At 67.8% G+C, this 15,194-nt stretch carries 14 protein-coding genes and 1 tRNA gene; 4 read left to right on the top strand and 11 right to left on the bottom strand.

The window, feature by feature from the left end; genetic code table 11:
- Positions 1–23: 23 nt before the first annotated feature.
- From ACFQI8_RS11655 to ACFQI8_RS11640, 4 genes are all read right to left on the bottom strand, one after another.
- Positions 24–1,106: a geranylgeranyl reductase family protein gene (locus tag ACFQI8_RS11655; protein WP_390244932.1), complete on the bottom strand. Its 1,083-nt coding sequence runs from the start codon at positions 1,104–1,106 to the stop codon at positions 24–26.
- Between the two features lie 76 nt (positions 1,107–1,182).
- Positions 1,183–2,190, bottom strand: a complete 1,008-nt coding sequence (locus tag ACFQI8_RS11650; RefSeq protein ID WP_390244930.1) for a WD40/YVTN/BNR-like repeat-containing protein — start codon at positions 2,188–2,190, stop codon at positions 1,183–1,185.
- A gap of 98 nt (positions 2,191–2,288) precedes the next feature.
- Entirely contained in the window at positions 2,289–3,092 is an 804-nt protein-coding gene (locus tag ACFQI8_RS11645) for an ABC transporter permease subunit (RefSeq protein ID WP_390244928.1), read from the bottom strand.
- Complete coding sequence (locus ACFQI8_RS11640; RefSeq protein WP_390244926.1) at positions 3,085–4,011, bottom strand: ABC transporter ATP-binding protein; 927 nt, start codon at positions 4,009–4,011, stop codon at positions 3,085–3,087. Before ACFQI8_RS11640 ends, ACFQI8_RS11645 begins: the two co-directional genes overlap by 8 nt.
- 132 nt (positions 4,012–4,143) lie before the next feature.
- On the opposite strand from ACFQI8_RS11640, the gene ACFQI8_RS11635 reads away from it, so the two are divergent.
- Positions 4,144–6,096: a COG1361 S-layer family protein gene (locus ACFQI8_RS11635; protein WP_390244981.1), complete on the top strand. Its 1,953-nt coding sequence runs from the start codon at positions 4,144–4,146 to the stop codon at positions 6,094–6,096.
- A gap of 54 nt (positions 6,097–6,150) precedes the next feature.
- On the opposite strand, the gene ACFQI8_RS11630 is transcribed toward ACFQI8_RS11635, so the two are convergent.
- The 3 genes from ACFQI8_RS11630 to ACFQI8_RS11620 form a co-directional block, all read right to left on the bottom strand.
- A complete protein-coding gene (locus ACFQI8_RS11630) occupies positions 6,151–6,573 on the bottom strand; it encodes a DUF8059 family membrane protein (protein WP_390244925.1) in 423 nt (140 codons plus the stop codon).
- Between the two features lie 127 nt (positions 6,574–6,700).
- Positions 6,701–9,649: an excinuclease ABC subunit UvrA gene (gene uvrA, locus ACFQI8_RS11625; protein WP_390244923.1), complete on the bottom strand. Its 2,949-nt coding sequence runs from the start codon at positions 9,647–9,649 to the stop codon at positions 6,701–6,703.
- A 120-nt stretch (positions 9,650–9,769) separates the two neighbouring features.
- Positions 9,770–10,126 (bottom strand): cell division protein SepF, encoded by a 357-nt coding sequence (locus ACFQI8_RS11620; RefSeq protein ID WP_004969075.1) that lies wholly within the window; start codon positions 10,124–10,126, stop codon positions 9,770–9,772.
- Between the two features lie 218 nt (positions 10,127–10,344).
- On the opposite strand from ACFQI8_RS11620, the gene ACFQI8_RS11615 reads away from it, so the two are divergent.
- Positions 10,345–11,025, top strand: a complete 681-nt coding sequence (locus tag ACFQI8_RS11615; RefSeq protein ID WP_390244921.1) for a DUF1028 domain-containing protein — start codon at positions 10,345–10,347, stop codon at positions 11,023–11,025.
- A 42-nt stretch (positions 11,026–11,067) separates the two neighbouring features.
- Here ACFQI8_RS11615 and ACFQI8_RS11610 read toward each other — a convergent pair whose 3' ends face one another.
- The gene (locus ACFQI8_RS11610) at positions 11,068–11,547 is read right to left on the bottom strand and encodes an RNA-binding protein (RefSeq protein WP_390244919.1); all 480 of its coding nucleotides are present in this window, start codon (positions 11,545–11,547) and stop codon (positions 11,068–11,070) included.
- Between the two features lie 181 nt (positions 11,548–11,728).
- Between ACFQI8_RS11610 and ACFQI8_RS11605 the strand changes: the two genes are divergently transcribed.
- Together ACFQI8_RS11605 and ACFQI8_RS11600 are read left to right on the top strand one after the other, a co-directional pair.
- Positions 11,729–12,031 (top strand): DUF7562 family protein, encoded by a 303-nt coding sequence (locus ACFQI8_RS11605; protein WP_390244917.1) that lies wholly within the window; start codon positions 11,729–11,731, stop codon positions 12,029–12,031.
- Positions 12,032–12,151: 120 nt separating this feature from the next.
- Positions 12,152–13,471 (top strand): RNB domain-containing ribonuclease, encoded by a 1,320-nt coding sequence (locus tag ACFQI8_RS11600; protein ID WP_390244915.1) that lies wholly within the window; start codon positions 12,152–12,154, stop codon positions 13,469–13,471.
- A gap of 171 nt (positions 13,472–13,642) precedes the next feature.
- Here the strand turns inward: ACFQI8_RS11600 and ACFQI8_RS11595 are convergent, their stop codons facing one another.
- The 3 genes from ACFQI8_RS11595 to ACFQI8_RS11585 all read right to left on the bottom strand — a co-directional run bounded on the left by ACFQI8_RS11595 (position 13,643) and on the right by ACFQI8_RS11585 (position 15,034).
- Positions 13,643–13,882 (bottom strand): DUF7385 family protein, encoded by a 240-nt coding sequence (locus ACFQI8_RS11595; protein ID WP_390244913.1) that lies wholly within the window; start codon positions 13,880–13,882, stop codon positions 13,643–13,645.
- A gap of 96 nt (positions 13,883–13,978) precedes the next feature.
- Positions 13,979–14,353: a hypothetical protein gene (locus ACFQI8_RS11590; RefSeq protein WP_390244911.1), complete on the bottom strand. Its 375-nt coding sequence runs from the start codon at positions 14,351–14,353 to the stop codon at positions 13,979–13,981.
- A 609-nt stretch (positions 14,354–14,962) separates the two neighbouring features.
- Positions 14,963–15,034, bottom strand: a tRNA-Ala gene (locus ACFQI8_RS11585).
- Positions 15,035–15,194: the final 160 nt, after the last annotated feature.

Here is a 15,194-nt window from a genome sequence, read left to right as displayed (position 1 = left end):
GTGTTTGGCGGGTCCCAGCCGCCTCAGAGCAGTTTCTTCAGGTGCTCGCGCGAGAAGAACGAGCTCGGCTTGTCCATGTGGACGCCGATTTCGCCCGACAGCGACCGGAGGCCGACCCGCTGGAGCCACTTCGGAAAGGAGTAACACCGGCGCACAAGGTGACCCAGCCGAATCTCCCGGGAGAGCTCGTCGCGCCACGCCGACTCGTAGGCCGAGGGCGTCTCGGGGTCGTCGGGGTCGATTGTCGACGCGGCGATGTCGGCCGCGGTCATCCCGTAGAGGATGCCGCCGCCGGTGAACGGCTTGGTCTGAGCGGCCGCGTCGCCGACGAGGAACGCCCGGCGGGTCGTCGTCCGGTCCGGCGGGCCGATGGGGATGGCTCCCGAACAGAAGTGCTCTGTCTCCACGTCGTAGGTGTTCGTGAGCGCGTCGAACAGCTCGGTGACCTCCGCGCCCGGCGGGGCCGCGAGGCCGTACTCGACGCCGGCGTCGCCGCGGGGGATGCGCCACGCGAAGAATCGCGGGACCGTGAGGTGCACGTCCACGAAGTCGCCGTCGTCCGGCTCGGGGTCGAACGCGAGGACGCCGTGGAGCGTCTCCGACGGTTCGGGGAGGTCGAGCGCCCGACGGACCCGCGAGGTCGGGCCGTCACAGCCGGCGATCATCTTCGCCTCGAACTGGACGGTGCCGTCCTCGCCGGCGACGCTCACGGTCAGTCGGACCCGGTCGTCGAGCTCCTCGACGGCGGTGACGGTGTGGCCCTCGCGCACGTCCGCTCCGGCGTCGCGGGCGCAGTCGGCGAGGACGCGGTCGAGTTCGACGCGGTCGATGACGTTCGAAACCTCGCGTTGCTTGTAGAACGGGTAGGCCTTCGAGTTCGGCCCGCCGACGCGGAAGTTCGCCCCGTAGATGCGGTTCTGAAACAGGCGGTCGCGCGCCTCGTCGGGGACGTACTCCCAGATGTCGGTGCTGACGTGGCCGGAGCACGCGAGGGGCGTCCCGACCTCGCCTTTCTCCAGTGCGAGCACGTCGTAGCCCGCGTCGGCCGCGCGACGGGCGAACCGCGCGCCGGCGGGACCGACGCCGACGACGGCGAAATCGTACATGGTTGGGTGTCGCCGCGCCGACCAATGAATCTTCTCGCTTCGGACGAGGGGACCGCTCCGACGGAAACTCCCGCGACTACGCGACGACTGCCAGCCCCCCCGCGGTCCGCCGTGTTCGGTCCCACGGGACGTCGAGTCGGTCCCACGAGTCACCGACGTCGGTCGTCCGGTAGAGGCCGCGGTCGTTCGCGGCGTAGCACTCGCCGCCGGTTCGCCCGGCGGCCAAGACCGCGCGCGTCGCGCCCGGCCCGGTCGGCAGTCCGGTCTCGTCGAGGCGTTCCCACGAGCCGCCGTCGTCGTCACCCCGAGACACTCGGCGGTAGAGGTACGCCGCCGCCGACTCGACACGGTGGGCGCGCATCGGCCCGGAGGCGGCCGTCAAGAGCACCGACTCCGGGTCCGCGGGGTCGACGACGACGCTCCAGCAGTAGCCGTGGCCCAGCCCCGCGGTCGGCGTCGTCCACGTCTCGCCCGCGTCGTCGGTCTCGGCGTAGCCGTCGCCCGCGGCGGCCCAGACGCGGCCCGGCCGGTCGGGGTGCGTCGCCATCGAGTGCGTGTCGCGCTTGCTCGACGGCACGCGGTCGAGCCACGTCTCGCCGCCGTCGAGAGAGCGGACGAGCGCCCCGGCTTCGACCGCGACGAACAGCCGGTCGGGGTCGGTCGGGTCCGGCTCTATCCAGCGGACGTGGTGAGTGTGCGGACGGGGTGGAAACGCCCACGACGACGCCGAATCGAGGTCCGAAAGCGGCGCGAGTTCGGCCCACGTCTCCCCGCCGTCGCGGGAGCGGAAGACGGCCGAGGGCTCGGTGCCGGCGTAGACCACGTCGGGGTCGGCCGGGGAGACCGCGAGGCTCGTCACCGACTCGGGAAGCGCGTCGGTGCCGACCGCGGACCACGACGCCCCGCCGTCGGTCGTCCGGAAGACGCCGGCGTCGAAGGTCCCGCAGAACGCCCGGTCCGGCGCGCGCGGGTCGGCCGCGACGCACTCGATGCGGCGCTCGCCGAGTCGCCGGCGGGCGGTTGCGTCGTCGGGTCCCCCCGAGACCGAGAGAACCGCGCCGTTGGCGGCGGCGTAGAGGTGCATGGGGGACGTAGGCGCTCGACGGTGAAAAAGCGGGCGCGGGCGGCTCGAGGGCGCTCGCGGTACTCGTGCGGGCCGCGTTCGGGGCGGCGGGACGACGACTACGAGAGGTCGCGTCGCTCGAACACCTCGGCCGCGAGGACGACGAAGGCGCACGTCACGGCGACGAGCACGGCGACGCCGCCCCAGTCAACGTCGCCGGCGACGAGGAGTTCGCCGGGGTCGAGATAGCGCGTGAGCGACAGCGAACCGAGGAACTCGTAGTCGGTGTCGACCGTCAGGGAGTCGAGGAGGAACGTCCCGAAGACGACGCCGATGGCCGCGCCCTGCGCCCGGCGGACCCGTCCGAAGAACGCCGACGCGAGGAGGCCGACGGCGACGCAGGCGACGAGGTAGAGGCCGCCGACGGCGTGGACCGCGAGGAGGCGATAGAGGTGAATCTCCTCGTCGATGAGCCCCGCGCCGACGACGACGGCCGCGAGGAGCGCGAGGTCGACGACTGCGACCGCGGGGAGCATCGAGAGGAACTTGCCGACGACGAACCGGGTGCGCGAGACGGGCCGGACGAGGACGAGTTCGACCGACTGGCGGTCGACCTCGCCGGCGACGAGCGACCCCGCGGCGTAGGCGAAGTAGCTCCCGACGATGAGGAGCCAAACGAGCTGATAGAGCTCGATGACGAGATAGCCTTCGAGCGAGGAGATGTCGGTGACGCTCCCGACGAACGCCGCTTGGAGCTCGTCGGGATACGACTCCAGCAGTTCGGCGAAGTCGACGTCGGACTCGCCGAACGACGGGAAGACGGCGATGGTGAGCCCCGCGGTCGCCACGAGAAGCACGCAGACGACGAGGAGGCCGCGCCGTCGCCGGGCGAACTCGAAGGCCGCGATGTCGAGTTCACGCATCCGCGGACTCCTCGGCGTCCCCGCGTTCCACCTCGCTCTCGTCGTAGAAGTGCAGGAACACGTCTTCGATGGCCGTCTCGCGGACTTCGAGGTCGTCGATGCGGTAGCCGTCGAGGGCGTCGACGAGGGCGTCGTAGTCGCCCGAGGTGACGAGTCGGAGCGAGCCGTCCGGTTCGATACTGGCGTCGATGGTCTCGGGGAAGTCGAAATCCGCGAGGTCGATGGCGTCGGGCGACCGGACCGTGACGACCTTCCCGCTTCGGGCGAGCAGGTCGTCGATGTCCTCGACGGCGACGAGCCGACCGTCGCGGATGATGGCGACCCGGTCGCAGACCTCGCGGACCTCCCCGAGGATGTGCGTCGAGAAGAACACCGTCACCCCGCGGTCGCGCTCCTCGCGGAGGAACTCGTAGAACTCCTGTTGGACCAACGGGTCCAACCCAGAGGTCGGTTCGTCCATCACGACCACCCGCGGGTCGTGCATGAACGCCTGCACGATGGCGAGCTTCTGCCGGTTGCCGCGCGAGTAGGCCCGGACCGGGCGGTCGAGCGGCACCGGAAAGCGGTCGAGGAGTTCGTCGCGCCGGGCGTCGCCGGAGAGCCCGGCGAAGTAGTCGAGGGTCTTGCGGCCGCTCACGTCGTCGTAAAAGCGCGGGTCGCCGGGAATGTGGCCGACGCGCGCGAGCACGTCGAGGAAGGCCGCGCGGTCGTCCACCGGGACGCCGAGAATGCGGGCCGTGCCGTCGGTCGGTTTGAGCAGGCCGAGAAGCAGGCGAATCGTCGTGGACTTCCCCGCGCCGTTGGGACCGAGAAAGCCGAACAGCTCGCCCTTCGGGACCGAAAACGAGAGCGCTTCGACCCCGCGAACGTCCCCGTAGAACTTCGTCAGACCGTCGATGTCGATGGCGGGGACGGACATACTACACGTAGGCGCGCCCCGAACGTATCCCTTGCGTGACGTTACCGCCGGCCGAGAGCCGAGCGTGTTGTTAAGATTACATGCCGCGTATCTATGGTGACTGACGCGGGGTCGCCCGCCGGTCACCTCACCATGACTCCTTGCGGCCGGCGCGCGAGCGCGGCGCTCCTCGCCACCCTACTGGTCGTGTCCGCCCTCCTCGGCGCAACGGGGAGCGCCGCGGCCGTCAGTCAGGTGGCCGGGAGTCCCGACCTCGCGATTATCGCGCCGGAGAACCGACTCGTCGCCGGCACCGAGACCGCGGTCGAGGTGTTCGTCGTCAACAGCGGGACGGTCACGAAGGACGGTCCCGAGGAGTACGAGGCGCTCGTCCAGACGGCCCGCGCGCTGACCATCAGCGGGGATTCGAGAGGGCCGATTACGGTCCTCAGCGGCGAGATTCCCGTCGGAACCGTCCCCGAGGGCGTCTCCGGGCCGGTGTCGCTCCGGCTCCGCGTCGCCGAGGACGCTCGCCCCGGCACCTACGACATCCCCGTCACGTTCACCTACGACTACACCGCCTCGGTGTTCGTGGACGGCGACGACGTCGACGCGTCCCACCGGAGCCGAACCGTCACGCGGGACCTCGAAGTCGTCGTTGAGCGCCGCCCCGCGTTCGAAGTCCGGGCGGTCGACGCCGCCCTCGCGGTCGGCGATAGCGGGACCCTCGCAATCGATATCGAGAACGTCGGCCCCGTCGGGGCCGCGGATGCGACCGTGACTGTCGCCTCGACCAACCCGGAGATAACGTTCGGGAGCGGCGTCGCCACCGCCGAGACGTTTGTCGGCGAGTGGGACGCGGGCGCGACAGAGCGCGTCGAGTTCCGCACCCGTGTCGCCGACGACGCCATCGTCCGCGACTACTCGGTCGAATTGACCGTGAGCTACCGCGACGAGGACGGCCAAGCGCGGACCTCGCGGGCGTTCGTCGCCGGCGTGCGTCCGACCCGCGGGGCCGACTTCGAACTCGCGGACGTGGACGCCGCGGTCGCCGTCGGCGACACCGGCACGCTGACGCTCGAACTCGTGAACGTCGGCGACGCGACCGCCGCGGCGACGACCGTCGGCGTGGCATCTTCCGACTCCGAGGTGACGTTCGGAGCCGGCGCGCCCGCCGCGGAGGCCTACGTCGGCGCGTGGGAGCCCGGCGAGACGAGGCGCGTGAGCTTCCGCACCCGGGTCGCCGACGACGCCCTCGACCGCCCCTACTCGCTGGACGTGACCGTCTCGTTCCGCAACCCCGGCGGCGACCGGAAGACCCAGTCGCTCGTCGCCGGTCTCGACCCCGGTGCCGGCCCGGCGTTCGCCGTGACGGTCGAAGAGAGCACGCTCAGGGTCGGCGGCGTCGGTCGGGTCGTCGGCACCGTCGAGAACGTCGGCGGGACCGAGGCCCGCGACGTGGTGCTCCGCCTCGAAACCGAGGACCCGGCGCTGACGCCGACGGACGTCGACGTGACCGTCGGCACGCTCGCGCCCGGTGAGTCGGCCGAGTTCGAGTACGCCATCGGCATCGCCGCGGGGTCGACGCCGGGGACGCGTCGGCTCCCGTTCGTCGTCGAGTACCGGCCGCCGGGCGACGAACTGCGCGCGGCCGACCGGACCGACGTGCTCGCGGCGGTGCGCACGGACACGCCCGCCGTCGCGGTCGAACCGCGGAACGCGACGTTCGAGGTGGACTCGACCGGCCGACTCGTCCTCGCGGTGACGAACACCGAAGCGACCCCGCAGACCGACGTGACGGTGCGGCTCGTCGCCGAGGAGCCGCTTTCGAGCGAGGACGCCGTCGCGTTCGTTCCGCGACTCGACGCCGGCGAGACGCGTCTCGTCGTCTTCGACCTCGAAGTGAGCGGCGACGCGGTCCCGAAGACGCAGGTCGTCGGCGTCGACGTGAGCTACGAGGACGACGCCGGCAGACAGCTCTCGACGGGCACCCAGCAGGTCGCCGTCGAGGTGGTCCAACCGGCGACGACGTTCCCCGTCCTCCCGGCACTCGTCGTGGCGCTCGCGCTCGCGGGCGTCGGCTACTGGTGGTACCGGCGGCGCTGAGGACACCGGCGTCGCTGAGAGCACGCGGTCGCCGAAAAAAGTCGAAGCGCGCGTTCAGTCGTCGGCCGGCGACGCGGGACCGGGCATCCCGCCGGGCGTCGTCGGCTCGCTGACCCACGCCTGCCACGCCATGATGAGCATGGCGACGATGAGACAGAGCCCCCACAGGAACGTCGTCGGAATCAAAAAGAGCAGTCCGAACCCGACGCCGACCCAGATGGTGAGCGGCAACAGCCACTGCCCGACGACGAACAGCCCGCTCACCGCCGCCCGGAGTCGCCCCGTCAGCGCGAACGCGTCCACCGCGAACCCCATCACGACCGCGAGAATCGAGAGCACGCCCAAGTGCGCGTGGCCGCCCACCAGCCACGACGGCACGCCCCCCGATTCCAGTAGTGTGTACTGGTACAACCCCACCACCATCATCGTCGCGAGCCCGAGGAATCCCGACGTTTTGAGTATGCGTGACATACGCATAGCCAGATGTGAAACGGCCGGAAATGTCTTTCCCCAGAGTAGTTTGATTGGCGAACGCGTCTCGGCCGGGGAGGGCGTGTCGGGGCGTCGGCGCGAGTATCGAAAACGAGCGTCCGCGGCGACGCGCTCAGTCGTCGTTCGCCACTTTCGCGGGCTTGCGGCGGTCCGACCGCGGGCCGTCCTCGTCCACGTCGGGGAGGTAGTCGCGGAGGTACCGGCCCGTGTGAGAGTCGGGGTTCTCAGCGATTTCCTCGGGCGTGCCGCTGGCGACGATAGTTCCGCCGCCCGCGCCGCCCTCGGGACCGAGGTCGACGATGTGGTCGGCGTTCTTCACGAGGTCGAGTTCGTGTTCGACCACGAGGACGGTGTTGCCGTTGTCGACGAGGCGCTGGAGCACCTCGATGAGCTTCCGCTCGTCTTCCTTGTGGAGGCCGGTCGTCGGCTCGTCGAGGAGATAGAGCGTGTCGCCGGTCTGCTTCTTGCCGAGTTCTTCCGCCAGCTTGACGCGCTGGGCCTCGCCGCCGGAGAGGGTGGTCGACGGCTGGCCGAGTTGCATGTAGCCGAGGCCCACGTCGTGAAGCAGTTGGAGGCGGCGGCGAATCTGCGAGTTCGCCTCGAAGAAGTCGAGCGCCTCGTCGACCTCCATGTCGAGCACGTCGGCGATGGTCCTGTCCTTGTACGTCACGTCGAGCGTCTCGGCGTTGTAGCGCGCGCCGTTACACTCCTCGCAGGGGACGTACACGTCCGAGAGGAAGTTCATCTCGATTTTGACGTTGCCCTGTCCCTTGCAGGCCTCACAGCGGCCGCCCTTGACGTTGAACGAGAACCGGCCCTTCTCGTAGCCGCGCTGTTTCGAGAGCTTCGTCTCGGCGAACAGCTCGCGGACGTAGTCGAAGACGCCGGTGTACGTCGCCGGGTTCGACCGCGGGGTGCGGCCGATGGGCGACTGGTCGATGAGCCGCACCGTCTCGATTTCGTCGTAGCCCTCGATGGCGTCGTGCTCGCCGGGGTCGACGGAGGTGTTGTCGTTCATCCGGCGCGCGAGCCCCTTGTAGAGAATCTCGTGCATCAGGGTGGACTTGCCCGACCCCGAGACGCCGGTGACGGCCGTGAACGTCCCGAGAGGAATCGGCACGTCGAGGTCGTCGAGGTTGTGCTGGCGCGCGCCGCGGACGACGAGTTCGCCGTCGCCCTCGCGCCGCGTGTCGGGCACGTCGATGTCCTTGCGGCCCGAGAGGTAGTCGGCCGTGATGGAGTCGTCGGCCGCGACGATGTCGTCGAAGTCGCCCTGCGCGACGACCTCGCCGCCGCGCTTGCCCGGGCCGGGGCCCATGTCGATGACCTCGTCGGCCCGGCGCATCGTCTCCTCGTCGTGTTCGACGACGATGAGCGTGTTGCCGAGGTCGCGGAGGCCTTCGAGCGTGTTGAGCAGTTTGTCGTTGTCGCGCTGATGGAGGCCGATAGACGGCTCGTCGAGGACGTAGAGGACGCCCACGAGCCCGGAGCCGACCTGCGTGGCGAGGCGGATGCGCTGGGACTCGCCGCCCGAGAGCGTTGCGGCCTCGCGGTCCAAGGTGAGATATTCGAGACCGACCTCGGTCATGAAGCCGAGACGGGCGCGAATCTCCTTGAGAATCTCCTGTGCGATGGTGCGGTCGCGCTCCGAGAGCGCTGTTTCGAGGCCCTCGAAGTGTTCGAGCGCGCCCGCGATGGTCATGCGGTTGACCTCGGGGAGCGTCGTGTCGCCGACGCGGACGTGGCGGGACTGCTCTTTGAGCCGCGAGCCGCCGCAGTCGGGGCAGGTCGTGACGGCCATGAACTCCTCGATGTGGTCGCGCGTCCGGTCGGAGTCGGTCTCGACGTGGCGGCGTTCGAGGTTGCCGACGACGCCCTCGAAGGGGTGTTCCTTGTGGCGCGTGCCGTTCTTCGTCGTCCACTCGAACACCACGTCCTCGGTGGTGCCGAACAGGAAGGCGTCCTGTATCTCGTCGTCCAGTTCCTCGAACGGCGTGTCCACGCTGACGCCGAAGTGGTCGGCGACGTTGTCGAGCTGGCGGCGGTAGTACGTCCGGTTGTAGCTCCACGGCTCGAAGACGTGCTTGAGCGGCTTCGACGGGTCGGTGACGACGAGGTCGGGGTCGACCTCTTTTGCCTTGCCGAGCCCCTCACATTCCGGGCACGCCCCGTGGGGGCTGTTGAACGAGAACGACCGCGTCTCGATTTCCGAAAAGCGGAACGACGAGTTCGGGTTGCCGAGTTCCTCGGAGAACTCGACGACGAGGCGGTCGTCCCCCTCGCCAGCGAGCGACCCGGTCGACCGGGTGTTGGAGGCGAAGGGGAGGTCCTCCGGCGGGTCGGGGACGATGAGTTTGAGGACGCCGCCGGCCTCTTCGAGCGCGGTCTCGACGGAGTCGGCGATGCGCGAGCGCGCCTCGGGCGCGACCTTCACGCGGTCGACCACCACGTCGATGGTGTGGTCGTAGTTCTTGTCGAGTTCGGGCGTCTCGAACGAGAGGTCGAACTCCTCGCCGTCGACCTCGACGCGGGCGTAGCCCTCGGAGACGAGGTCCGAAAACAGGTCTTTGAACTCGCCTTTCTGGTCGCGGACGACCGGCGCGACGACCTTCGCGCGGGTGCCCTCGGGGAGTTCGAGAATCTGGTCGACCATGTCCTGTGCGGACTGCTCGCCGACCTCCTCGCCCGTGATGGGGTCGTACTGAGTGCCCACGCGGGCGTACAGGAGGCGGAGGTAGTCGTGGAGTTCGGTGACGGTCCCGACGGTCGACCGGGGGTTGTTGGCCCCGTTCTTCTGGTCGATGGAGATGGCGGGCGAGAGGCCCTCGACGGCCTCGACCTTCGGCTTGTCCATCTGGCCGAGGAAGTTCCGCGCGTAGGCCGAAAGCGACTCGATGTACCGCCGCTGGCCCTCCGCGTAGACGGTGTCGAACGCGAGGGAGGACTTGCCTGACCCCGACAGGCCGGTGACGACGGTGAACGTCTCGCGGGGGATGCGAACGTCGAGGTTCTTGAGGTTGTGCTCTTCGGCACCGCGAACCTCGATGTAGTCCTTGCTCATTCGGACGACTCTAGGAACGAGAGGACCGAATAGCCATCGGTTCGGGCCGTTTGAACCGCATCGCTCGCGTCGGCGAGTCGGGGAGAAATCGGAGTGGAATGGAGGTGTCGTCCGCCGGCGTCAGCCGTTGAGCTTCTGCCGCGAGATAGAGATGCCCGTGGGCGTGATGACGATTTGGTCGTCGCCCTTCTGGACGATGTCGCCGTCGACCTCGCGCGCGACCTGTCGGAGGTCGTCGATGATGTGTTCCATCGTGTTGTCGGAGGTCGTGTGGCGGGTGATATCCGCGATGACCAGATTGCCGTCGTAGACGGCGTCTTTGATGGCGATAACGTCCTGCTGGCCGCCGATTTCGGCGATGTGAACCGAGAGACCGGCGTCGCCGCGAGCGGTGTCGAAGTCGTCGAGGTCGAGTTCGACGTAGTCCTCGGTCGTTCGGGAACCACCACCACCGAGAATCTTACTCATGATACCCATAGGACGTAGAGAGGCCACAACGGGGTTAGTTCTTACGTCAGACGATTATCGGTTTTCAGACACTTCTCGCTCGCCGACCCGACGAATCGACGGCAGTACCGCCACACGAGGGTGGTGTCGCGGGAGGCGTCGATTCCGGCGGACGTCCGACGCGCGCGCCGGCCGCGACGTTTCGACGGGTGTTTTTAGCTCGCGGCGCGCGGGAGTAGACGAACACGATGACCTTCAGCATCTGCGTCCGCGAGTCGTACGTCGACGCCGACGGCGACGACCAGCACCGCTTCGGCGTCGCCGTGACGACCCGCCTGCCGGGCGTCGGGGCCCTCTGCCCGTTTGCAAGTGAACACGGCGCGGTGGCGACACAGGCGCTGACGAACGTCGAACTCGGTCGAAGGGGAATGGACTACCTCGAAGACGGGCTCGCCGTCGACGACGCCCTGCGGGCGCTGTTGAACGCCGATGACGGCCGGGCGGAGCGACAGCTCCACGGCGTCGACTCCGAGGCGACGTTCGCCTTCACCGGCGACGACTGTCTCGGCTGGGCGGGCCACCGCGAGGGCGACGACTACACCGTCGCTGGCAACCTGCTCACGGACGAGGGCGTCGTCGAGGCGACCGCCGACGCTTACGAGCGGAACGCCGACGGCGACGAACCGCTCGCGAAACGGCTCATCGACGCGCTCGGCGCGGGACACGCCGCGGGCGGCGACAAGCGCGACGACCTCGCTATCCAGAGCGCGGCCGTCGTCGTGACCTCCACCGAAGACCGCGAGATGGAGCCGTACTACAACGACCTCCGGGTCGACGCGACGGAGACGCCGCTTCGCGACCTCCGCGAGACGTTTTCGATGGCGCGAGAGGGGTACGAGGCGGCGCTGGAGAAGTACGCAGAAGCGTAGCGAGAGTCCTGAGTGCCGAGTTCTGGGACCGAGACAGTCGGCTCAGACCGAGAACTCGAAGAGGTCGTCGCCGACGTGGTGGATGGACTCGACGACCTTGCCGGAGTCGCCGACGAGGTCCCCCCCGTCTTCGAGCGCGCGCCCCACGGCGAGCACCTTGCCGTGAGTCTCTTCCGCGATGACGACGAGGTCGCCCGCCTCGATGGTGTCGTCGGCCTCGGTGATGCCGGGGCGCATCACGTCGGCCCCGCTGGAGACGAACGAGACCGCGCCCGCGTCGACCGTGACGACGTTCGTCGTCGGCGGGAACTGGTTCGCGCCCTTGACCGTGAGAAACGGCTGGTCGTCGACGTACATGACCGCCGGTTCGCCGTCGACGAGGACGACCTCGTAATCGGCGTCGGCGAACTCGACCGCCTCGAACGCGTCGCCGTCGAGGGCGACGCCGAGAGACGATTCGATGGAGTCGCACAGCGCGTCGATCTCGTCGCTTCGGAGGTGGTGGCGAGACTTAACCTTCATACCGGGTCGTGGACGCTCACGGCCGATAAATCGACCGCTCCGCGTCGAGTGGTTGGTGACGCCGCCCGGCGGCCGGTCGAGCGCGAGTCGAGTCGAACTGGCCCGAGCCGCGTCGGCGTCGGACGCGCGTCAGACCGCGACAGGATAAACTGCTAAGTACGATTGGGTACACTCCAACGATATGTGGCGCTCCCGGACGAACCGGGACCGGAAGCGTGTCGTGTGCATCGCATGCGGTGACGCGGTCCTCCGGTCGGCGGCGCGCGAGTACGACAAAGAGGGGAACCGCTGGGAACGACACGGCAAGCGGTTCGAACACCTCTGTAAGTCCTGTTACCGCGGGCTCTGTCACCAGCCCCGCGAGGAGCTCGAAGGCCTCCTCGTCGACATCGAAGAACACGGCATCTCCAACGAGGAGTTCCTGCTTCGCTACTTCGACGCGGTCAAAGAGCGGTACGAATCGCCCGGTGAGCGCGGGCGCTGAGGCCGGTTCCGCCAGTCCGTCACCGAACCACGCGAACGCGCGCTGACGAGCGACGTCGTTTTCTCCTCGTCGCGGCTCGTGCCCGACACTCATTTCTCCCTGCCCCGTCTAGTCGGGGCTATGTCAGACGACGCGCAGGCGTACGCCGGAACCGCCGAAGGGCAAGGACCGGTGGAGATAGACGCCGAACTCGCGCGACACCTCCAGAACAAGCGCGAGGACCTGTTCGAGGAGTTCGAGATTCGTGACGCGTTCCCACCGGAAGTCCTCTCGGAGGCGCGTGCGCGCACCGACGGCGTCCACGAGGAGATCGAAGACGAGCTCGAACACCGCAAAGACCTCCGAGACCTCACGACGTGGACGACCGACCCCGTGGACGCCCAGGACTTCGACGACGCCCTCAGCATCCGCGAGAACGAGGAGACGTACACGCTGTGGGTCCACATCGCCGACGTGACCCACTACGTCCACCCCGGGTCGGAGATGTGGGCCGAGGCAGTCAAGCGCGGCAACACCGTCTACCTCCCCGCCTACACCATCCACATGCTCCCGCCGGCGCTGGCCGAGACGGTCTGTTCCCTCGTCCCCGAGGAGGACCGCCTCGCTCACACCGTCGAGATGGAGATCAAGAAGGACACGCTCTCGTTCGAGTCTATCGACATCTACAAGTCCGTTATCCACTCCAACGAACGGCTCACCTACACGCAGTGTGAAAACCGGCTGGAAGACCCCGACCTCCCCCTCCACGAGGAGAACGCACTGGTGTTCGACCTCGCCGACCAACTCCACGAACAACGCAAGGAGGACGGCTCGCTCGTCCTCAACCCGAGCCGCGACCGCGCCCACACCATCATCGAGGAGTGCATGCTGAAGGCGAACAAGGCCGTCACGCACGAACTCATGTGGAACCGCGGCGTCGAGGCGATGTACCGCGTCCACCCGCAACCCACTCCCGACCAGTGGGACAAGGCGCTCCGCGAAATCACCGAACTCGACGGCGTGAGCATCAACTCCACGTCGTGGGACGAACCCCGGAAGGCCGTCAACGACGCCTTGGAGAGCGCGAACTCCCGCACGCTCAACAAGATTCAGCGCGCCGTGCTGAAGGTCATGCCCCGCGCGAAGTACATGAACGACCCCTTCGGCGGCCACTACGCGCTCAACTTCGACATCTACGGACACTTCACCTCGCCCATCCGCCGGCTGTCGGACCTCATCAACCACTGGATCGTCCACGAGAACGACGTGCCCGAAGACCTCATCGAACTCTGCGACCGCGCCTCGGACCGCCAGAAGGACGCCGAGACGGCCGAGCGGCTCTACAAGCAGTTCCTCCAAGAAGTCGGCTTGGATCCCTACGCGGTCAACAACCGCGGTATCGTCACCGTCGACGACGACGGCGAGGTCATCGACGAAAACGGCCTCCCGCCGCAGGAATAACCGGGCGGTCGCTCCCGTTCGACCACTCGCGTTCGACCGACCGGTGCCAACGGAGTCGGTTCGACTCAGTTCGACCGGGACCCGCCAGCCGTGACTGACGAGACGGACGCGGAGCTACGGAGCCGACCGAACGGGAGAGCGAAACGCCGACTTCGCTCCCGCGGCGACCGCTCAGTCCTCCTGTTTGTGCGTGAACAGCAACACGTCGCCGTCGTGCTGGGTCACACAGAGGTCGAGCATCATGCTCAGTTCGAGACTGTTGTAGTCGTTCTCGCAGACGACCAAGTCGTCGAACGGCTCCTCGCACGCCGGACAGGCGATAGAAACGGTGTTCTGGTAGGTGGTGACGCCGCCGCTGGATTCGTAGGGCGTGAGCGACGACCGGAGTTCGTCGAGTTCCTCGTCGTTCATGAACGTGTTGTGCGCGGGGCGTGCGTATAATTCTTCACGGTCGGACACCGACCGCGGTCGGACGCGACGACGGAGTACCGACTCACAATTACCGACTCACGACCACCCGGCGTCGTCCAGCCCACAAACCCACCGGAAGTGCGGGTGAACCCACGACAGCCCCGCGGCGTTGGCTTCGACCCACGACGACGGGTCGCTCAGCCGACGCGACAGCACCTCCGCCCGCTCCTCGTGAGTCCCCTCCCGGTCGAACGGTATCAGTTCGAGCGTCCGCGACGCAGGGTTGAAAAAGACCGCCCGCTCGGTGTCCGCGTCGAGTCCGACCAGCCGCGAGCCGTTGGCGTCCTTCTGGAGGAGCGCCTGCGCCATGCGGTGTTGGTGGACACCGCCGCGCGTCTCGCGGAGTTTCGAGACGATGGCTCGAAAGAGGGCCGTCGGGTCCGACGGGGGTTCGCCTCGTCGTGTTTCCATACCGACGGCCTCGGTGCGAGAGGGTAAGAGGGTCCGCCATGAGCGGAGTGAAAGTGTCGGGTTCGGCGGAAGTGAACGCGTGTCAATGAGCTAAACGACCCCCACGGCGGCGTTCTCCGTGCGCGTCACAGAACACAAGGCGAGTGCTACCGAGTTCCCGACGTATGGAACGGAGCTCGTCTCCGTGAAACTGGAGAATTAAACTCGGGACTGGCCCAACAAGGCCGCCCGCAGACGAAGCGAACGGGGGCAAGCGAGTTCATTGACTGAGGAAGTGAAACGACCGAAGGAGATGGACTCGCAGGATATTGAACCACGGTCGCTCCCGTTCGCTCGCGGTGCTCGCTCACCTCTCGCTCCCTGCTCAAATCCCCGCTCGAACAGACACGATTACACTCGACACCGGCGGTACTCGCAGGGCACCTGACGGAGCCACTGCTCGAAAGTGTGGTGTCGAGAGAAAGTAGTGGACTCGCGGGGTCCCCGTGAGCAGTGCGAGACGACACAGTCGTCTCGCTGGCCATGCGGGCGACTCACGAGTCGCCCGCAGACGAAGCGAACGGGGGCAAGCGAGTCCATTGACTGAGGGAGTGAAACGACCGAAGGAGATGGACTCGCGGGGATTTGAACCCCGGGCCTCTTCCTTGCGAAGGAAGCGATCTGCCACTGATCTACGAGCCCTCATTCCCACGGAGTCGTGGGATACACTTATACCCTATGTTTTGTCCGCGGTCGGGCATGCGATAGCATCCCGTTCCGTCGGGCGGTTCTGCGGGCGTCTGCTCGCGTGTCGAACGGAAGGTGAGATGACACGCGCCTTAGCGCTGAAAGTCAGCTCGGA

This window comes from Haloferax chudinovii, from assembly GCF_042663345.1.
GTDB lineage: Archaea > Halobacteriota > Halobacteria > Halobacteriales > Haloferacaceae > Haloferax > Haloferax chudinovii.
Note: the sequence above shows the minus strand (reverse complement) of the source record. Positions and strands in the feature narration are given on the sequence as shown.

Bases quoted from the DNA above. Each gene is read 5' to 3' on its own strand.
- ACFQI8_RS11655 (WP_390244932.1), bottom strand. From the start codon at position 1,106: ATGTACGATTTCGCCGTCGTCGGCGTCGGTCCCGCCGGCGCGCGGTTC.
- ACFQI8_RS11650 (WP_390244930.1), bottom strand. From the start codon at position 2,190: ATGCACCTCTACGCCGCCGCCAACGGCGCGGTTCTCTCGGTCTCGGGG.
- ACFQI8_RS11645 (WP_390244928.1), bottom strand. From the start codon at position 3,092: ATGCGTGAACTCGACATCGCGGCCTTCGAGTTCGCCCGGCGACGGCGC.
- ACFQI8_RS11640 (WP_390244926.1), bottom strand. From the start codon at position 4,011: ATGTCCGTCCCCGCCATCGACATCGACGGTCTGACGAAGTTCTACGGG.
- ACFQI8_RS11635 (WP_390244981.1), top strand. From the start codon at position 4,144: ATGACTCCTTGCGGCCGGCGCGCGAGCGCGGCGCTCCTCGCCACCCTA.
- ACFQI8_RS11630 (WP_390244925.1), bottom strand. From the start codon at position 6,573: ATGCGTATGTCACGCATACTCAAAACGTCGGGATTCCTCGGGCTCGCG.
- uvrA (WP_390244923.1), bottom strand. From the start codon at position 9,649: ATGAGCAAGGACTACATCGAGGTTCGCGGTGCCGAAGAGCACAACCTC.
- ACFQI8_RS11620 (WP_004969075.1), bottom strand. From the start codon at position 10,126: ATGGGTATCATGAGTAAGATTCTCGGTGGTGGTGGTTCCCGAACGACC.
- ACFQI8_RS11615 (WP_390244921.1), top strand. From the start codon at position 10,345: ATGACCTTCAGCATCTGCGTCCGCGAGTCGTACGTCGACGCCGACGGC.
- ACFQI8_RS11610 (WP_390244919.1), bottom strand. From the start codon at position 11,547: ATGAAGGTTAAGTCTCGCCACCACCTCCGAAGCGACGAGATCGACGCG.
- ACFQI8_RS11605 (WP_390244917.1), top strand. From the start codon at position 11,729: ATGTGGCGCTCCCGGACGAACCGGGACCGGAAGCGTGTCGTGTGCATC.
- ACFQI8_RS11600 (WP_390244915.1), top strand. From the start codon at position 12,152: ATGTCAGACGACGCGCAGGCGTACGCCGGAACCGCCGAAGGGCAAGGA.
- ACFQI8_RS11595 (WP_390244913.1), bottom strand. From the start codon at position 13,882: ATGAACGACGAGGAACTCGACGAACTCCGGTCGTCGCTCACGCCCTAC.
- ACFQI8_RS11590 (WP_390244911.1), bottom strand. From the start codon at position 14,353: ATGGAAACACGACGAGGCGAACCCCCGTCGGACCCGACGGCCCTCTTT.